Origin of the sequence: Psychrobacter sp. AntiMn-1 (genome assembly GCF_001854065.1) — a bacterium.
GTDB lineage: Bacteria > Pseudomonadota > Gammaproteobacteria > Pseudomonadales > Moraxellaceae > Psychrobacter > Psychrobacter pacificensis.
In genome coordinates this window covers 2,679,803-2,696,323 of record NZ_CP012969.1, presented here as the reverse complement: position 1 = coordinate 2,696,323, position 16,521 = coordinate 2,679,803, and the positions used below count along the sequence as shown (strand labels likewise).

The 16,521-nt window shown below is 44.1% G+C and carries 17 protein-coding genes and 1 pseudogene; 12 read left to right on the top strand and 6 right to left on the bottom strand.

Annotated elements, in window-relative coordinates; genetic code table 11:
- The first annotated feature begins 3 nt into the window (after positions 1–3).
- The 3 genes and pseudogenes from AOT82_RS11565 to AOT82_RS11555 all read left to right on the top strand — a co-directional run bounded on the left by AOT82_RS11565 (position 4) and on the right by AOT82_RS11555 (position 1,621).
- The gene (locus tag AOT82_RS11565; RefSeq protein WP_071002207.1) at positions 4–444 is read left to right on the top strand and encodes an IS5/IS1182 family transposase; all 441 of its coding nucleotides are present in this window, start codon (positions 4–6) and stop codon (positions 442–444) included.
- 8 nt (positions 445–452) lie between these two features.
- Positions 453–836, top strand: a pseudogene (locus AOT82_RS11560) (transposase family protein); the annotation flags it as partial.
- Entirely contained in the window at positions 833–1,621 is a 789-nt protein-coding gene (locus AOT82_RS11555; RefSeq protein ID WP_071003126.1) for a hypothetical protein, read from the top strand. The pseudogene AOT82_RS11560 and the gene AOT82_RS11555, both read left to right, overlap by 4 nt.
- A gap of 298 nt (positions 1,622–1,919) precedes the next feature.
- Here the strand turns inward: AOT82_RS11555 and AOT82_RS11550 are convergent, their stop codons facing one another.
- On the bottom strand, positions 1,920–2,360 hold the full coding sequence (locus tag AOT82_RS11550; RefSeq protein WP_071003125.1) for a hypothetical protein: 441 nt from the start codon (positions 2,358–2,360) through the stop codon (positions 1,920–1,922).
- Positions 2,361–2,448: 88 nt separating this feature from the next.
- Complete coding sequence (locus AOT82_RS11545; protein WP_071003121.1) at positions 2,449–2,730, bottom strand: DUF503 domain-containing protein; 282 nt, start codon at positions 2,728–2,730, stop codon at positions 2,449–2,451.
- 117 nt (positions 2,731–2,847) lie between these two features.
- Between AOT82_RS11545 and AOT82_RS11540 the strand changes: the two genes are divergently transcribed.
- The 4 genes from AOT82_RS11540 to AOT82_RS14265 all read left to right on the top strand — a co-directional run bounded on the left by AOT82_RS11540 (position 2,848) and on the right by AOT82_RS14265 (position 5,973).
- Positions 2,848–3,636 (top strand): threonine/serine ThrE exporter family protein, encoded by a 789-nt coding sequence (locus AOT82_RS11540; RefSeq protein ID WP_025645975.1) that lies wholly within the window; start codon positions 2,848–2,850, stop codon positions 3,634–3,636.
- On the top strand, positions 3,637–4,089 hold the full coding sequence (locus AOT82_RS11535; RefSeq protein WP_025645976.1) for a threonine/serine exporter family protein: 453 nt from the start codon (positions 3,637–3,639) through the stop codon (positions 4,087–4,089).
- Between the two features lie 177 nt (positions 4,090–4,266).
- Complete coding sequence (gene gorA, locus AOT82_RS11530) at positions 4,267–5,622, top strand: glutathione-disulfide reductase (protein WP_071003119.1); 1,356 nt, start codon at positions 4,267–4,269, stop codon at positions 5,620–5,622.
- A 228-nt stretch (positions 5,623–5,850) separates the two neighbouring features.
- Positions 5,851–5,973: a hypothetical protein gene (locus tag AOT82_RS14265; protein WP_257785219.1), complete on the top strand. Its 123-nt coding sequence runs from the start codon at positions 5,851–5,853 to the stop codon at positions 5,971–5,973.
- Between the two features lie 9 nt (positions 5,974–5,982).
- On the opposite strand, the gene AOT82_RS11520 is transcribed toward AOT82_RS14265, so the two are convergent.
- Positions 5,983–6,594 (bottom strand): GNAT family N-acetyltransferase, encoded by a 612-nt coding sequence (locus tag AOT82_RS11520; RefSeq protein ID WP_071003115.1) that lies wholly within the window; start codon positions 6,592–6,594, stop codon positions 5,983–5,985.
- An 85-nt stretch (positions 6,595–6,679) separates the two neighbouring features.
- The gene (locus AOT82_RS11515; RefSeq protein WP_071003113.1) at positions 6,680–8,329 is read right to left on the bottom strand and encodes an FAD-dependent oxidoreductase; all 1,650 of its coding nucleotides are present in this window, start codon (positions 8,327–8,329) and stop codon (positions 6,680–6,682) included.
- Between the two features lie 242 nt (positions 8,330–8,571).
- On the opposite strand from AOT82_RS11515, the gene truD reads away from it, so the two are divergent.
- Positions 8,572–9,867, top strand: a complete 1,296-nt coding sequence (truD, locus tag AOT82_RS11510; RefSeq protein ID WP_083328937.1) for a tRNA pseudouridine(13) synthase TruD — start codon at positions 8,572–8,574, stop codon at positions 9,865–9,867.
- A 28-nt stretch (positions 9,868–9,895) separates the two neighbouring features.
- Here the strand turns inward: truD and AOT82_RS11505 are convergent, their stop codons facing one another.
- Entirely contained in the window at positions 9,896–11,356 is a 1,461-nt protein-coding gene (locus tag AOT82_RS11505) for a GGDEF domain-containing protein (protein ID WP_083328936.1), read from the bottom strand.
- Positions 11,357–11,648: 292 nt separating this feature from the next.
- Positions 11,649–12,530: a PHP domain-containing protein gene (locus AOT82_RS11500; protein WP_071003111.1), complete on the bottom strand. Its 882-nt coding sequence runs from the start codon at positions 12,528–12,530 to the stop codon at positions 11,649–11,651.
- A gap of 305 nt (positions 12,531–12,835) precedes the next feature.
- Between AOT82_RS11500 and ispZ the strand changes: the two genes are divergently transcribed.
- The 4 genes from ispZ (at position 12,836) to mnmD (ending at position 16,469) form a co-directional block, all read left to right on the top strand.
- A complete protein-coding gene (gene ispZ, locus AOT82_RS11495; RefSeq protein WP_071003109.1) occupies positions 12,836–13,387 on the top strand; it encodes a septation protein IspZ in 552 nt (183 codons plus the stop codon).
- A 134-nt stretch (positions 13,388–13,521) separates the two neighbouring features.
- A complete protein-coding gene (locus tag AOT82_RS11490) occupies positions 13,522–13,839 on the top strand; it encodes a YciI family protein (RefSeq protein ID WP_071003108.1) in 318 nt (105 codons plus the stop codon).
- Entirely contained in the window at positions 13,836–14,267 is a 432-nt protein-coding gene (locus tag AOT82_RS11485) for a hypothetical protein (protein ID WP_071003106.1), read from the top strand. The genes AOT82_RS11490 and AOT82_RS11485 overlap by 4 nt, the downstream gene beginning before the upstream one ends.
- 129 nt (positions 14,268–14,396) lie before the next feature.
- Positions 14,397–16,469, top strand: a complete 2,073-nt coding sequence (mnmD, locus tag AOT82_RS11480; RefSeq protein ID WP_071003104.1) for a tRNA (5-methylaminomethyl-2-thiouridine)(34)-methyltransferase MnmD — start codon at positions 14,397–14,399, stop codon at positions 16,467–16,469.
- Positions 16,470–16,521 lie beyond the last annotated feature (52 nt).

Genomic DNA, 16,521 nt, shown 5'->3' with positions numbered 1-16,521 from the left:
ACCATGCCAAACATAGATAAGCTACTCAAACAAAGTGACGCTGGTTTTAAACGCTACACTGGCATTCATAAAGCCACCTTTTATGACATGCTTGAGGCCATGCAAGAGCATGAAGCATCTAAGACCAAATCAGGCAGACCAAGTGTGCTCAGTCTTAAGGAGCAGATACTACTAGCCCTGACTTATTGGCGTGAATACCGCACGCTTTATCATATCAGTATGGACTTTGGTATTCATGAGTCTTCTGCTAGCCGTATCATTCGTAAAGTAGAAGACACACTGATTGACTCTGGCAAGTTTGAATTGCCTAAAAAGCTGCCTAGTCGTGTCGATGAGGACATCAATTGGAGCGTCGTCATTGTCGATGCCACCGAAACCCCAATTGAGCGTCCAAAAAAAACCAAAGAGACTACTACAGCGGTAAGAAAAAACAACACACCTTAAAAGCGCAGGTTATCGTTCATTGGCAAACCGGTTTGATACTTGATGTGCAAACCTGTAAAGGGTCAATCCACGATTTTAAGCTGTATAAAGATACTTGTCCTGATTGGTTACCTGAGAACACTAACTATCTAGCAGACAGTGGTTATCAAGGGTTAGCAAAGCTACATAACCAAACTTTCACACCATTTAAGAAACCTCGTGGTGGTCAGTTATTGGAGATATGCAAACAGGCCAATCACTATCTGGCAAAGTTCCGTATTGTGGTTGAGCACAAAATAGGCTTAATCAAGTTGTTTAAAATCGTGGCTCATAAATATCGCAACCGTCGTCAGCGCTATGATCTTAGAATGAAGCTGTTTGCTGGTATCATTAATTCCGAGCTTAAATTATGACTTTTGCAAGAGGTCTAATAAGTAGAAACGAAAATATAACTATATTTCATATTGATAACAGTAAGCAGGTTTTTTCATCTATTGACAGATTTCAAGGATATGACAAAAGCAGTACTTCCCCTGTAGAAAACATTGTTATTACTTTCAATGTGCTTCTGGGTCTTTCTAATGTTGAGAAACCTCAGCCTTATAAAATTTTAATAAATATAACTTCTAAAATTGCTGCTAAACATAAAGCCAAATCGAATAATTCCACAAGGTTGTTATATCGATTATTTAAAGGACAAATCATAACTATTCAAATTGAGCATATAGATTCTATAGTTGCTAAAAACATGCTACTTACAGTAGATAGTTGGATATCCGAGATTGAGCTCAATAAGAAAAATAAATTTATAGTGCTGCTACAAAGTAAATCACACTGGTTTCCAATATTTACAAGCATAGCGATGTTTCTTATATCGGCTTACACTTGCTATTATCTAATTGAAGTAATCAATTTAGATTTCACTGTTAATGTGAACAACCTGAAATACTTGGTATCAACCATTGGTATTATTGGTATGTTCTATTTTTCAGGAGGAATTCTGGGGAAATTTTTAGAAAATTCGATTGATAGAATAGATGAATTAAGTTATATACATTTAAACAATGGTGATAAAAAAATTCTAGCTAAAGCTAAGTCTAAACTAAATTGGAACTACGCTAAATCTATAGCTTGGTTTGCAATACTTACTCTTCAAGCTATTTTCGCATCTACTATTGCGACTTGGATTTTATCTTAGAATCACTCTTAACAAGATTTTTCCCTAAATCCTTATATTACGATATTATCTTATAGGTTGGTTAGCTCGCAGATTAGGTTAACCAGAGAAACCCAACTGTCTCATATTCATCAAAACCATCTCGTTGGGTCTCATCCTTCGACACCAACCTACAATCTAAATACGAAATCACCTACAATCCGTAGGTTGGCGTGGAGCTTGCGACCCCCAACATCATAACTTAAGATAAATCATCAACCCTAACTTGCAGACCGATATTCAATATCGAAGACACTACTAGCAAGGATTGCACTAAATTTTAATCATTTTTCGTTTCTGTTTTTAAATAGTAATGTCCATTAATCATTATTAGTACATTGCCCAATACCATGACAGCATGACTGCCTACCCACAGCCAATATCCTAGAGCATATCTTGTAGTCATACTGCTATGTCCCGCCTCAGTAACAACTACCTCATCAAACATTAAGAATGACACTGCAATTAAAGTAGATAATAAGCTCAATAAAAAAGATGTTTTACGATACTTAATAAGTAACCATGCCAGAATTAATAACGGATTAGCAAACCAAGTAAGTGTTTCATTACCCCCAATGAACATCCCAAATATGCCAAAAATAAAAGCCATCATTGAATGCATGCAACCTTCGGCGGTACAGTATGCTTCTTGAGTTAACGCCAAAAGCATAAGACCAATAGATACACCTAGAGTGATTTTTATCAAAGTTAGAACTTTCATTAAATATTCCGTTAAACACCCTAAGAAAAATCAGACCACACTTAAGCTATAACTTACGATAATAGAAAATATAATAAAATCGCTTTGATTAAATAAACTCTCTCTCAACATTCATCACCCGCGCATCTACCGTCCGTTCTATCTTTTCCTCAATCTGACTACATTGCGACTCCACCTCACGTTTAGACAGCCCAACGATCACAAACGTCCATTCGCTGGCGTTATGCTGATCACGCGCGCCGCTCTCACAGACCGCAACGCTTGGCGTATTGCCAAAACGCGCGTGCAGGCCGCCCATACGTTGGCGCTTTTCTTTGAGTGAGCTACAGCCAGGTAGCGCAAAAGTCAGCGTTAAGATAGCGATATGCATTTTATTCTCCTTGTGACAGTGGTTTACGCTTTATAATAGTAGCAAATAAGCAAGGCAAGTTATGCTATCTTTACCTCTATCCATATCGATATCGCAGCCAATATGCATATTCCTCCAATGACTTCTATCAGCTACGTACAGCAGCAACGCATCACTCGATTATGCGTGCGCTGCGGCTTACTCCTTATGCAGTATGGCGCTGAGTCTGCCGTGGTAGTGGACTTATCGAAGCGTTTGGGGTTTGCATTGGGAATGAGTAGCGTCGAGTGTTCGCTAAATTTCAATGCGATCACTTTGACGACTATCTGTAATGAGCGCTGTATCACCACCACCCGAGACACCATCAACCAAAGCATCAATGTCAATTTATTGGTGCAAATCCAGCAAATCGTCAATAAAACCGAAGCCACTATCAATAATAATGATTTGATTGACCGCACAACCCTTGCGTTTGATGAGTTGGATAAAACCGTGTATCCGACATGGCTAGTCAGTATATTTGTCGGCGCTTCTTGTGCGGCGTTTGCTTATTTGAATGGCGGCAGCTGGTCGATTACGGCGGTGACCTTCATCGCGGGTATGGTAGCGATGTTTACCCGTATTTATCTATCCAAGCACCACTTTAACCCTTTTATCACCGTCATTGCTACCGCTTTTATCGCCTCCTTGATCGGGGCGACGACCTATTACTTTGATATTGGCAATAACGCCGATATCGCCGTTGCCTCTAGCGTGCTGCTGCTGATTCCAAGCTTTCCGCTGATCAACTCCTTATCCGATATCTTAAAGGGCTATGTCAATATCGGCGTTGGGCGGGCGGTGTTTACTTATATGCTCACTTTGTCCGCCTGTGTGGGCATCGTGATGGCGCTGGTGTTACTACGCATACAGCACTGGGGGTTTTAGATGTGGTTTATTGAGACCGTTGTGCTGTCTTGCATCATTACCCTTGGCTGGACGCTGATGTTTAGCGTGCCCAAACGCTATATTTTGCCGTGTTTGCTGATGACCGCTCTGGGATTCGGACTTAAAACAGCGCTTGTCTATCAGCATATACATCTGGTGGTGGCCAGCTTTTTTGGCGCGATGCTCGCCAGCTTTTTGGGGGTGTATTTTTCTAAAAAATACACCCTACCGCCCAAAGCGTTAATCTCCCCAAGTGTCATCTGTATGATGCCAGGTATCGCCGCTTATAAGGCAATGGTCAGTATGGTGCAGATTGGTTACTTTGGCTTTTCAGACGAGTTATTTAGCCAAATGATGGTGTATTTATTCGAAGCCTTGTTTGTGACCTCAGGATTGGTACTGGGCTTGTCCATTCCTGGGCTGTTATTTTATAGACGGCGTGCCATAGTCTAGGCAGGTTTAAGTGGGTTTAAATGAGATTATTATGTGTTAGGCTATTTTTGTTTAAATACTTTTATAAACTGATGCTAGCTGGCACACCCTTATGATAAAAAACTTGTAAGATGGATTATCCATACCCATTACAATAGAGTTCAAAACTGTACCGAAACTTAATGAAGAGACATAACAATGACAAAGCATTATGATTATATTTCCATTGGCGGCGGTAGCGGCGGTATTGCCTCCATTAACCGTGCAGCAAGCTATGGCAAAAAGTGCGCGATTATCGAAGCGGAGCAATTAGGCGGCACTTGCGTCAATTGGGGCTGCGTACCCAAAAAGGTGATGTGGTACGGCGCGCAAGTCGCTGAGGCGATTGAGAAGTACGCGCCAGACTACGGATTCGAGGTTGAGTTAAAGAATTTCGATTTTCAAAAACTCATTCAAAGCCGTCAGCAGTACATCGAGAATATTCATCGCGCTTATGACAATAACTTAGCCAAAAATGGCGTGGAAGTGATTAAAGGCTTTGCTAAATTCATCGATACCAATACGGTTGAGGTCAATGGCGAGCAAATCACTGCTGACCATATTTTGATTGCGACGGGCGGTCATCCTATCAAGCCTAATATCAAAGGCGCAGAGCACGGCATCGATTCTGATGGTTTTTTTAAATTGACTCATTTGCCCAAACGCGTCGCTATCGCAGGCGCAGGCTATATTGCTGTTGAAATCGCAGGCGTGCTGAACAGCTTAGGCGCTGAGGTGCATCTATACGTGCGTCAGCATTCGCCGCTACGCTCGTTTGATCACACTATCGTTGAGACCTTGCTCATAGAGATGGAGCAAGACGGTATTCATCTGCATACCAACACCACCCTTACCGAAGTCAATAAAAACGAAGATGGCTGTTTAGAGCTATGTACTAAAGATGGCACGCTTGATACGGTCGATTGCTTGATTTGGGCAATTGGGCGCGCGCCGTCTACTGACAACATCAACCTACAAGTAACAGGCGTAGAAACCACCGAGTTTGGCAAAATCAAAGTCGATAAATTCCAAAATACCAATGTCGATGGTATTTACGCGGTCGGTGATATTATCGAAAACAGCATTGATCTGACACCAGTTGCCATCGCCGCTGGTAGGCGTCTGTCTGAGCGCTTGTTTAACAACAAGACCGATGAGCATTTGATTTATGATTTGATACCAACGGTTATATTTACTCATCCCGCTATCGGTACTATTGGTTTATCTGAGATTGACGCGGTGAAGCTACATGGCAAAGACAACATTAAGTGCTACACCTCGACCTTTACCTCGATGTATAGCGCGGTGACGCAGCATCGCCAAAAATGCGTGATGAAGCTGGTGTGCTTAGGTGAGGAAGAAAAAATCATCGGCTTACATGGCATCGGTTACGGTGTCGATGAGATGCTGCAAGGGTTTGCCGTAGCAGTGAAGATGGGCGCGACCAAAGCAGACTTTGATAATACCGTTGCTATTCATCCAACCGGTGCAGAAGAGTTTGTGACGATGCGTTAGACAGACTGAATCAGAAGAAAGGCTATTTTTAACAAATGGCCTTTTTTATTGTCTATTTTTGCTTTAGTGTAAAACCACATACAGACAGCACAATCCCGATACTGCTATGATGCGTTTAATAATGACCGTTGCGAGATGACTGTGTGGCAGATTTACCTTTTTATATTACCCGTGGGCTTAGGCATCATGACCTTGGCAGGAAGTTTGCTATTTTTATTCGCTTTTCTCATGTCTGATGATAATGCCACGCGCGTGCCCGCTTTTAACTGGTTCAAGCGCTTAATTATCGTGGCATTTATCTTGCTCAGCATTGGGCTGTTTATGACTTTTGGTCACTTTTGGGGCGCATAAAGTCCGCTATTATGCGTTAACGATTTTCTCAAGCTCCAATAGCACTAAGTCATCGCGCTTAGGCTCGCCATTATTGCCATCATTTGGGAACGGTATTTTATTACCATTTAACTGATAGCCACGGCGCTGATAGTAAGCCAAAAGCTCAGGGCGGTGGCTCAAGATTGACATGGTTAAGCGTGCAGGCTGTTTATCAGTGCCATTTTCAGTTGATAACAGATGTCGTGTGGCAAACGTCTCTGCCGCTTGTAATATCTCATTGCCAACGCCCTGCCCTTGCAGTTCAGGATGCACGGCAAACATACCGATATAGGCTTTTTTGTTTGAGTTGGCATCAGTTTTTATATCGACAGCGATACAACCAAGTATTTCACCTGTCTCTTTTGCATCACGCTCACCTGTCGTGGTTTTTGGATAGACAAACAGATAGTGTGCGGGATTATTAATCGTACTCGCCAGCTCCTCTGGCGTGATACGGATACCGCCGACTAAGTCAGCCTCATTGGTCCAGCCCGCTGTCTCTCGATAGCAGCAGTTCAATAACCGCTCAAGTGCGTCAATATCACTCGCGTCAGCCTGACGTAAAAATACGGCATCTTTGCTCAAATTACTTTTATTCATATTATAGTGTTCCTTTTTTATTTATAAAAAAACTGGCCTAGTTTCCTAAGCCAGCTTAAATACTAATACTTATCTGTCTATAGTACTAGCGCGATAATGCATGCGCCTGATCAACCATATCAAACCCTGCGTTAAGCTGTGCGCGCGTTGGTGCATGACCTCGGCGTAATAGTTCAGAGAAAGCAACCAGCTCTTTATCACGTCCAAGCGTACTTGCCGCACTCGCACGTGTATCCGCGCCTTCGTCATCAAAATAATATTCGATATAGTCGAGCGTATCTGGTGTTCCAAATAGGATATTGTGATCGGGCGTTGGCGCATGACCGCTATAGCGTAGGCTTTTGCCATATTGCATGGTCCAAAAGAAGGGAATGCGCGCCTCTAGCGAATCGACATTGTCATCGTTTAGGATTGCAGCGGCTGTGACCATGCCATGCTGCAACGCCACGCGCCAATGTTCGATACGCATACGACCCATTTGGTTAGTAGGTTTAGCAATATCACCGAGCGCATAGATACCATCGCGCAGTTGTAGATGAGCGTCAACTTGCACACCATCTGGATCATTGACCTCATGCAATATCTCTGTACGTGGTGACACACCTGTACCTAAGACTACAATATCAGCATCAATATGCTCGCCATTCGCCAACGTCACACCGCCTACATTTGAGAAAGCCTGATTATTGCTATCTCCATCCTTGTCCACTTGACGCTCAATCTTAGTGATTTCACTGACGGTTGCATCGAACACAAAGTTAATACCCTTCTCTTCATGTAGCTTAATTAAGGCGTTACTCACCGTTTCTGAGACGATATTGCTCATCACACGGCTGCCTTGTCCAATCACGGTAATAGAAGCAGTCGTGCCTGCTTGTGCCAATGCCGAAGCGGTCTCCATACCGATAAAACCTGTACCAATAATTACCACGCGCTGGTCATGACTAGCCGCTTTGATCAATTTGGCATCTGCCATGCTACGCAAGGTATAGACGCCGTCTATATCTGCTCCTTTGATAGGCGGAGTGATCGGCAACGCCCCTGTTGCCACCACTAAGAAGTCCGCTGTTTGCCGCGTGCTGTCGCCGTTTTCATTTTTTATGACAATGGTCGCCTCATTGGGCAATACTTCGCTGACCGTTTGATTCAGGTGCAGATCAATATCGTTGCTACTCGCCCAATCTGATTCGCCCAATAATAGCTTATCTTCATCCATGCTCCCTGCCAAAAATGCTTTCGATAATAATGGACGGTTATAAGGAGCTTTGTCATCTTTGCTAATCATGGTGATTTTGCCGCCATAGCCACCTTGGCGCAACTGATGCGCGGTCATAAACCCAGCACCGCCGCCACCTACGATAATGGTGTGAGTGTCCGTCAATTTGTCGTTTTCTATCGGCTTGTTTATCGTGGCTGAGGTATCAACCATCACATTGTCACCGTCATTGATAAGCTCATACTGCTTCAAACCTTCTGTCGCTATCGGCTCTAGAAGCGACCCATCGCGGCTATCAAAACTTGCATGGTGCCAAGGACAAACCACTCGATGACCACACCGTAACCCATCGCCCAAATCTGCACCAGCATGCGGGCATTTACCATCGAATGCATGGAACTCATCATCATCACGAGTGATTAAAATGATACTATCGTCGTCTTGCTTGTACGATTTCATACCGCCATTTGGAATATCCGATTTTGTTATCGTGACTGTGTTGATCATCGCCTTGGTCATAATGCTTCCTTAACAGTTATAATGATTTCCTGATGATAGCGTGTTGAAAATAGCCCTAACCATTCAGAGCGACTCAACCTACCTTATTATTTTTGATGTTTTATGCATTGATAGTAGCAAGCGCGCAGCATATACGATGTTTTTTTGTATGCTTGCTGCGTTGCAAAACGTAATTGCGCCGTTTTTATCAGCGTCTTTGCTATCTCCATTTATTATAAATAAACACAATAAAAGACTATTTTATGACTCCTCAAAACACCTCTAACGATATTGAAAACAACTCTGCTCCTCAGTCCGTCTTAGATAGCGACTCAGATAGTGACTCAGATAGCGATACAAATAATCAGGCTGCCGACAGTTTTGATCTCAGTGTTATTGATATTGGCGCTGTCACTGACACCGCAAACTTGCCGCAGCCAAAGCCTCAACCGATAAAGCGAGCCACTTATAAAGCGGATGCTACCGACTTTGTGGTCAACGAAATACTCCCGCTGGAGTTGACAGGTGATGGTGAGCATCTATGGCTGCATATTAAAAAACTAGGCATGAACACCGCGTATCTGGCAAAACTGTTGTCAGAGTGGGCAGACATACCGCTACGTGATGTCGGTTACTCAGGACTGAAGGATCGTCATGCGGTGACGACCCAGTGGTTTAGCCTGCGTATACCCAAAAAGCAGTTGCCGCCTACAGAGTTTGCGCCGATAGATATTGGCGAGCATGAATCTGTCGTTATTCTGGCTCAGCACTGGCATAATAAAAAACTCAATCGCGGTACCCACCGTGCCAATCAATTTATCATTACCTTGCGTGATATTAAGTTTACGAATGATGATGAAAACACTGAATCAACTGAGCAATCGTTATCTACTCAGCAGACGGCTAAGCAACGCGTCGAGGAGCATTTAGCACGCATCGATGAAACAGGTGTGCCTAACTACTTTGGCCCACAGCGTTTTGGTCGTCAGGGTAATAATGTTAGAGAAGCGTTGGCGCTATTTGCCCGTCCAGCGCGCGAGCCAAAGCCGCAACCCAAAAAGAGCAAACGCAAACGTGCGCCGCGCGAGCAAAATACGATGGAGCTATCGGCAGCCCGTAGCTTGATATTCAATGAGATATTGGCAGCGCGAGTTCGTAATGGCAGCTGGGACGCTGGCCTAGCAGGGGAAGTATTTAATCTGGATGGTTCGGGGTCGATATTTACCAGTGAGGAGATAGACGATACGTTACGCGCTCGTATGAGTAGCGGCGATATTCATCCAACTGCCGTATTGTGGGGTACAGGTAACGATAAAGTCAGTGGCAGTGCAGCCGCGTTAGAAAACGAAGTTGTACAACACAGCCCATTACTCATGCAGCTAGCAACGGGATTGGAGCAGCGTGATATCAAAGCACAAAGACGCCCGTTAAGACTGCCTATTGAGCAATTAAGCTGGGAGTGGCGGGATGAGCAGATATTGGTATTGAGCTTTACGTTGACCACTGGTAGCTTTGCCACTAGCGTGCTAGCAAGTTTGGTGCAGCAGATGGATTCATGATTGAGTTATTGATAGCGCAGAGGGGCAGCTAGCGGTTTTTGTAGAGTGAATGGATACTACCATTTTTTTCAGCAAACATATGGTTGGCACTGACGACTTGATTGCGTCCACGGTGCTTGGCTTCATAAAGAGCCTTATCTGCTGCGCTAATCAAACGTTGGCAGATGTCGCTAGGCAGTTTTTGCATGAATGCCATTTGGCTCTCAGCGCGCTGAGTGGCAATCGGCTTGATAAGAGGTGATGCATTTGATTGAGACTGGGCTTTTTTTGCCAAAATAGATTTATAGTTTTTGGCAATGCAAGCTCTTTCTTGATGGGTCAAGGTATACAGCCCAAAACTCGCTGTCACGCTAAAATCAAACACATCACCGACATTGATGATATGCTCAGCAATACTAAGCCGTAATTGCTCCGCAATCACCATTGCACTATCGTGCGACGTATCTGGTAGCACAACCAGAAACTCCTCACCACCGTAACGGCTAATGATTGTTTCATCTGATAACGACTGCAATAGCGTCTGCGATATTTCGATCAACACTTGATCCCCCACATCGTGGCCATAGTTATCGTTGATGCGTTTAAACCAATCCAAATCAAAGAGCATCACGCTCAAATCCTGATTGTCTTGTACCGTTGACAACGCATACTTCATTTTCTTCAGGCCGTAGCGACGGTTTTTTAGCTTCGTGAGCTCATCTTGATTGGCATACTGCAAGGTTTCTTGCCTACTATCATCTAAAACCAATAGCAAAGCACGAAATATATAAACGATAAAAATCGCTTTCGGGAGTGCTAAATATAAATGGGTTGAGCGCCAAAAAAAAGCTGATGAACGCTGTATCTCAGTGATACTATCCCAACTTAATACATTATTTTCAAACGCTGAAGCAGCAACGGCATTTTCAACCGCCATAATCTCGTTGTAAGTCAAATAATTATGAATTTCTAGTAACGGGTGGATAACGGTCAACTGACGCAGATTGGGTAAAGTGATACCAAAATAAGGCGAGGTAATGGCCAATAACATAAGTATGATTTGTAGCCAAAACATGCGCCAAGCATAGCGGCGTTTGATGAGCATCATGCCAAGCATCGCACCGCCAACTAGCGATACTCCAGCAAACAAGCTGCTATAACCTATCACCACGATGACGGTAGCAATATAGAACGTATAAGTCAGCACTAATGCGATTTGCCATCTGTCTAAAATATCCCGCCTACTTCCAGAGTGCGGCAAATATTTGACCATACATAAGAAAAATAAACCCATTACGCTGATTCCCAGCCATAGCGGGTACAGATAGTGCATATTGACATAGGCATGGAGCGCATCTTGTAGCCACCAAACAAACAGACACCACAGCCAATGCAAGGATACTTCCATGACAATAAATAACGCCATCAATGACGTTCTATCAGCCGCTTGCCACTCAAAAATCATTTGAGAGAGCTTTTTGTATCCAAGATGAGAGACCGACACAGCCATAGATGGGCTACCGCAGAAAATATAAATGCACTGACTTTACAGGCATTGTGATCGAGTTAATCGAGTTAAAGGGCGTCATACCTTTTATAAACTTTTCTAGATATCCCTTTAAGTGTTACAAGTTCTGTCTGTATTATCAATCTGTTTTGTACATTTATTTATCAATCAGCAGTTTTTGAATATACAGTTTTGAGCGTCATGATATTCACATAAAAGACTCAGTCATCTTGGCGACGAAACACAAAAGTGACTAACCGCTAAAATGTCCATAAAACATGATAAAACCATCAGACTAAGCAGGCGTGTTAAACAACTCCCAAATACCGCGTTGGTCTTCATTTAAGATAGGCACATCCCCTAAGCAGCGCCACGGCATATTGCTACCATGAAAGTCACTGCCAATCGAGGTGACAAGATTGTGCTCGGCAATACTACGATCAACCATTCTGCGCGTGCTGATTGGTTCACTTGTGGCTGGTAGCTCACAAGCGTCACCGCCAAGCTGAGCAAACTCCCCAATCAGCTTGCGCACTCGTGTGGCCGATAGATGATAACGCGTGGGATGCGCGAGCACCGCTCGACCACCACAAGCATGAATCAGCTCGATACCATGCTGCATCGTCAACGCCTCGATCGCCACATAGGCAGGCTTATTATCTGCCAAATATTTATCAAAGGCTTTTTGGACCGTTTTGACCTCGCCCCGCTCAAACAACACTTGCCCAATATGTGCGCGTCCAACGGCTTGCGGATTACCCCCTGCCTTATCCAGAATGGCTTGCCACAATTCATCAAAATCTATGCTTAGCAGCTCACTGAGCTTTTCGGTGATGCGCTGACCACGTGTGGCCCGACTGTCTTGTAGTTGCTGCAGAGTGGCATGCATCTTTTCGCGATCAGTAAAGTCCAGTCCCAGCACATGAATGATCTTATTAGTAGATTTGTTTTTGCCATAGCCGCCGCTCAACGTATGCTCACAGCTGACTTCCACCCCATTGATCAGCTGTATATCATAAGCATTAGCGGCTTCTCTTGCCTCATCAATGCCCACTAGCGTGTCGTGATCAGTCAATGCCAGTACATTGATGCCCGCTGCGTGCGCGCGCTTTACTACTTCAGTTGGTGCGTAAGTACCATCCGAACAGGTACTGTGACAATGTAAGTCATATTTCATAAGATAAACCTTAATATTTTAAAAAATAAGCGTATAAACAATTTAGTAGTAGATAGTCACTATTCATATTGGTTGCTATTGATTGCTATTATTAATGATAATGTCTGAGCCAACTCTCTGGATTTAGCGACTATTGCTGCTGTATTTGATGGTTATATTTGGTTAGCGCTATGGTCATTGCTCGCAATAAGACCGTATTACTCTGTAGGTGACGTATATCGCAGGATTATCGTGTTGATTGCTTTTTTTTGCGGCAGTAGACGTGTAAACTACCTCATACGTTTTTGTTGGACACAACCTTTGCTATGAAAGCATTATTAGACTTTATCCCTTTGATTGCCTTTTTTATCGCGGCGCGTTATAACGGTATTTTGGCAGCGGCAGGGGCTTTGCTCGTCGCTACTATCATTGTTTATGCCATTCACTTTATTCGCCAAAAAGGCAAGTTTGATAAGCAACAATGGGTCGTCTTACTATTAACCATTTTGTTTTGCGGTGGCACATTGCTGCTGCGTGATGATATCTATCTGCGCTGGAAATCGCCCATTATCAATGGTATTTTTGCGTTGACCTTGTTTGTCAGTGCCGCTATCAATAAGCCATTAATGCAGCTAGCAATGAAAGAAGTATTTACTTTAACACTTAGTGGTTGGAAAAAACTGACCGTTGCTTGGGCACTTTTCTTCGCCCTCATGGCTGTACTCCATTATATTACAGCATTCACCATGTCAGATGAAGCGTGGATTAACTTCAAGACTTATGGCTGGATTCCGATTATGCTGGTATTCGTCGTGGCTCAGTTTGCTGTACTCAAAAAGCATCTCAACCCTGCGCTGACGGACAAAACCACTAAATAACAGTTATGCGCTGATTGCAGCTACTGTCTTATAATTGATAAAACTGCTTTTAGAGCTCAAAGTAATCAGCCGTTAGCGTTATACGATGTATTTCAAATCAATCATTACGTTTTATTATCAACTAAGGAAGTTCCATGTCTTTATTTGTCATTATTGGTCATGATGTGGCTAATAGCAGCGCACAGCGTCTGATTACTCGCGCTGAACATATTGAGCGATTACAGGCGCTAAGTCGTGAAGATCGTCTGGTGATTGCAGGCCCAACGCCGATCGAACATGGCAAGAGCGATATGTCAGGCAGCTTAATCATTGCTGAGTTTGACTCTATCGAGGCGGCACAAGCGTGGGCAAACGATGAGCCTTATTTACGTGATGGCGTTTATAGCCACGTGGATATCAAGCCATTTATCCAAGCATTGCCTGCGCCCACTGATAAAGTAGCTGCATCGTGAGTCAGAAAGTCCTTTATTTGAATACTCGATTCTATAAAAGTAGCTTGGCTAGCCTGCTACTGATGGCAGCAGTATCAGTGCAAGCCGCGCCAACGGCACCCAACGCAGAGGCAGCGAATCCTACAGTAGCCTCTATAAATCAACCTGCTGTAGGCGATGCAGCAACAAGTTCAGCACTAGATATCAATGATACTCTGGCAGCACAGTTGCAACCGTCTACTAAAGCACTGTCCGAGGCCAATCAAGAACTACTCAGCCGTAATGCACAATTGCAACGCCAAGTGAACGACTTGCAGACCCAAGCAAACGTCTTAGTCTATGAGAGCAAAGGTCAGCTGTTTTTGTATGGTGCATTTACCGTTTTGATCAGTTTATTGGTGGGTATTTTTATCTCGTGGCTGGTGTTCGTTCGCCGTGATCGCTGGTAAGCGATGCGCTCTTTATAGATTTAGCCTTTGACCTGCTCTATTCTACGACGTCTCATTGTATTTTGATGAACTTGATTCTGTCATCAACAACATTTTTATTATAGTAAATCATCCTACTAAGAAGTTTCCATGTCTATCGCTCATCACACAAACGCTGAACCATTAAACATTATCACACCTGCCAAGGTTGAGTGGCAAATGGATGATACTGGAAATATGGTGCCAGTGTCTGGTGAGTTCGGCGATGTGTATTTTTCGCATGCGGATGGTCTGGCAGAGACACGTCATGTATTTTTAGCGCACAATCAGCTGCCTGATCGCTTGGTACGTCTCGCACCAAAGCAGTGCTTTACGATTGCTGAATTGGGTTTTGGTACTGGGCTTAACTTCTTAGCGACTTGGCAGTTATGGCGACAGCTGCGCGATACCTACCCACAACTGGCAGATGCCCGCCTACATTTCATTACCACTGAAAAATTCCCGATACCGCTTGCAGATCTGACGCACATACTTGCCCTATGGGGTGAGCGTGCACCCGAGCTTGGTCCATTGATTGAGCCACTTTTGGCGGCATACCCGCCTCTTATCGCAGGCTGTCACCGTTTGGACTTTTCTTATGATAATCTGACGGTCGATATATGGCTTGGGGATGCAGCCCAGAGCCTTAGCAAACTGGCAATAGAGCGCTCTCAGCAGTCTGCGCCTCAGCCTCATATCGATGCGTGGTTTTTGGATGGCTTTGCGCCTTCTTGCAACAGTACCTTGTGGGCTGACAGTATCTTTACACAGATGCAGCGCCTATCGCGTCCGCATACCACCGCCGCTACTTATAGCTGCGCAGGCATCGTAAAGCGCGGGCTCAAGGAACATGGCTTTGCCATCAAAAAGGTAAAAGGTTTTGGTCGAAAGCGAGAAATGCTCACCGCCATCATGACCGATACAAACCATATTGACGTTACTAGTGATAATAAAAGTTGTGATAACGAAAGCCACGATGCGGAGCAGATAACAACAGATAGCACCTTTAATCACACTGCCATCATTGGTGCAGGCGTTTCAGGGTTGCTAACGGCTTGGTCGCTTGCCAATCGCGGCATTGCGGTCACTTTATTAGACAAAACGGCGCCTCTGGCTGGCGCTTCAGGCAACCCTCGAGCATTGCTTGCCCCAAAAATGACGCCAATTCACCACGTTGATGAACATTTGCATACCATCGGTTATCTTTATAGCAGCAGGCTATATCGAGACCTTAATCAGAAAGCCACACAGCTCAATACAGCGCCAGTACTGGAGCCGACTGGAGCGCTTGATTTACTGGTGAAAGCCAATATTGGCACCGAGCAAATCGCAGATTATCCTGATGAGATGGCAACCACCCTACCCCATGAGCAAGCACAGAATATTAGTGGAATAAAAGAGCAAGACTTATCAGAGAACTTATACTTACCACAGTCTGGTTTGGTCAATCCGCAAGCATTGAAAACTATTATATTGACACATCCGCTCATTCGCTTTCAGCAATTAGAAGTGAGTGAGATTAACGAAACTGAACAGCAAGTGTGTATTGAAGGCAGTGATCAAAATCAGGAGACTGTCTCTATTCTTGCTGATCATGTCGTTATTTGCGCCGCCTTTGAGAGTCATCAATTAGATAAGCGTATTTTTGATTGCCGTAAAATTCGTGGTCAGCTGTCTTGGTTTCATCCTAGCCTAGAGCAACTGATAAATTTGCCAAAAATCCCGCTTAAATATAGTGGTTACTGTGCGCTGTTCAATGCACAGACTGGCGATGATAACCTAAACACTGTCACCGCTGGCAAGCCATATCTATTACTAGGGGCAAGTTTTATCCGCAATGATATAGGTACTGACATTCGAGATGAAGAACATCAGATTAGCCGGGACAAGCTCGTTGCTGCCATTCCTGAGATGGAATCTATCATGCCAGCCGATACTAGCCTGTGGCAAGGGCGCGCTGGCATTCGCACTCAGACACCTGATTATCATCCAATCGTTGGGCAACTAACCAACAGTCAGCGAATTTGGACGATGAGTGCAATGGGTGCAAAAGGTTATGCGTTGGCACCCATCTGCGCTGAAGCGTTAGCGGGTATGCTGCTAGGGTCATTTGCGCCACTATCTAATGCAATGCTCGCACGTCTATCGCCCAATCGTACCCGTTTGCAAACACCGCTCACTTAATATCATTTAGGATGATATTCATGTACATCAAAACAACGCTTTCGACGATTCA

Coding starts and splice junctions, on each gene's coding strand:
- truD (WP_083328937.1), top strand. CDS start 8,572: ATGACTCCTCAAAACACCTCTAACGATATTGAAAACAACTCTGCTCCT.
- AOT82_RS11535 (WP_025645976.1), top strand. CDS start 3,637: ATGTGGTTTATTGAGACCGTTGTGCTGTCTTGCATCATTACCCTTGGC.
- AOT82_RS11505 (WP_083328936.1), bottom strand. CDS start 11,356: ATGGCTGTGTCGGTCTCTCATCTTGGATACAAAAAGCTCTCTCAAATG.
- mnmD (WP_071003104.1), top strand. CDS start 14,397: ATGTCTATCGCTCATCACACAAACGCTGAACCATTAAACATTATCACA.
- ispZ (WP_071003109.1), top strand. CDS start 12,836: ATGAAAGCATTATTAGACTTTATCCCTTTGATTGCCTTTTTTATCGCG.
- AOT82_RS11555 (WP_071003126.1), top strand. CDS start 833: ATGACTTTTGCAAGAGGTCTAATAAGTAGAAACGAAAATATAACTATA.
- AOT82_RS11550 (WP_071003125.1), bottom strand. CDS start 2,360: ATGAAAGTTCTAACTTTGATAAAAATCACTCTAGGTGTATCTATTGGT.
- AOT82_RS11490 (WP_071003108.1), top strand. CDS start 13,522: ATGTCTTTATTTGTCATTATTGGTCATGATGTGGCTAATAGCAGCGCA.
- AOT82_RS11500 (WP_071003111.1), bottom strand. CDS start 12,530: ATGAAATATGACTTACATTGTCACAGTACCTGTTCGGATGGTACTTAC.
- AOT82_RS11515 (WP_071003113.1), bottom strand. CDS start 8,329: ATGACCAAGGCGATGATCAACACAGTCACGATAACAAAATCGGATATT.
- AOT82_RS11565 (WP_071002207.1), top strand. CDS start 4: ATGCCAAACATAGATAAGCTACTCAAACAAAGTGACGCTGGTTTTAAA.
- AOT82_RS14265 (WP_257785219.1), top strand. CDS start 5,851: ATGTCTGATGATAATGCCACGCGCGTGCCCGCTTTTAACTGGTTCAAG.
- AOT82_RS11540 (WP_025645975.1), top strand. CDS start 2,848: ATGACTTCTATCAGCTACGTACAGCAGCAACGCATCACTCGATTATGC.
- AOT82_RS11545 (WP_071003121.1), bottom strand. CDS start 2,730: ATGCATATCGCTATCTTAACGCTGACTTTTGCGCTACCTGGCTGTAGC.
- AOT82_RS11520 (WP_071003115.1), bottom strand. CDS start 6,594: ATGAATAAAAGTAATTTGAGCAAAGATGCCGTATTTTTACGTCAGGCT.
- gorA (WP_071003119.1), top strand. CDS start 4,267: ATGACAAAGCATTATGATTATATTTCCATTGGCGGCGGTAGCGGCGGT.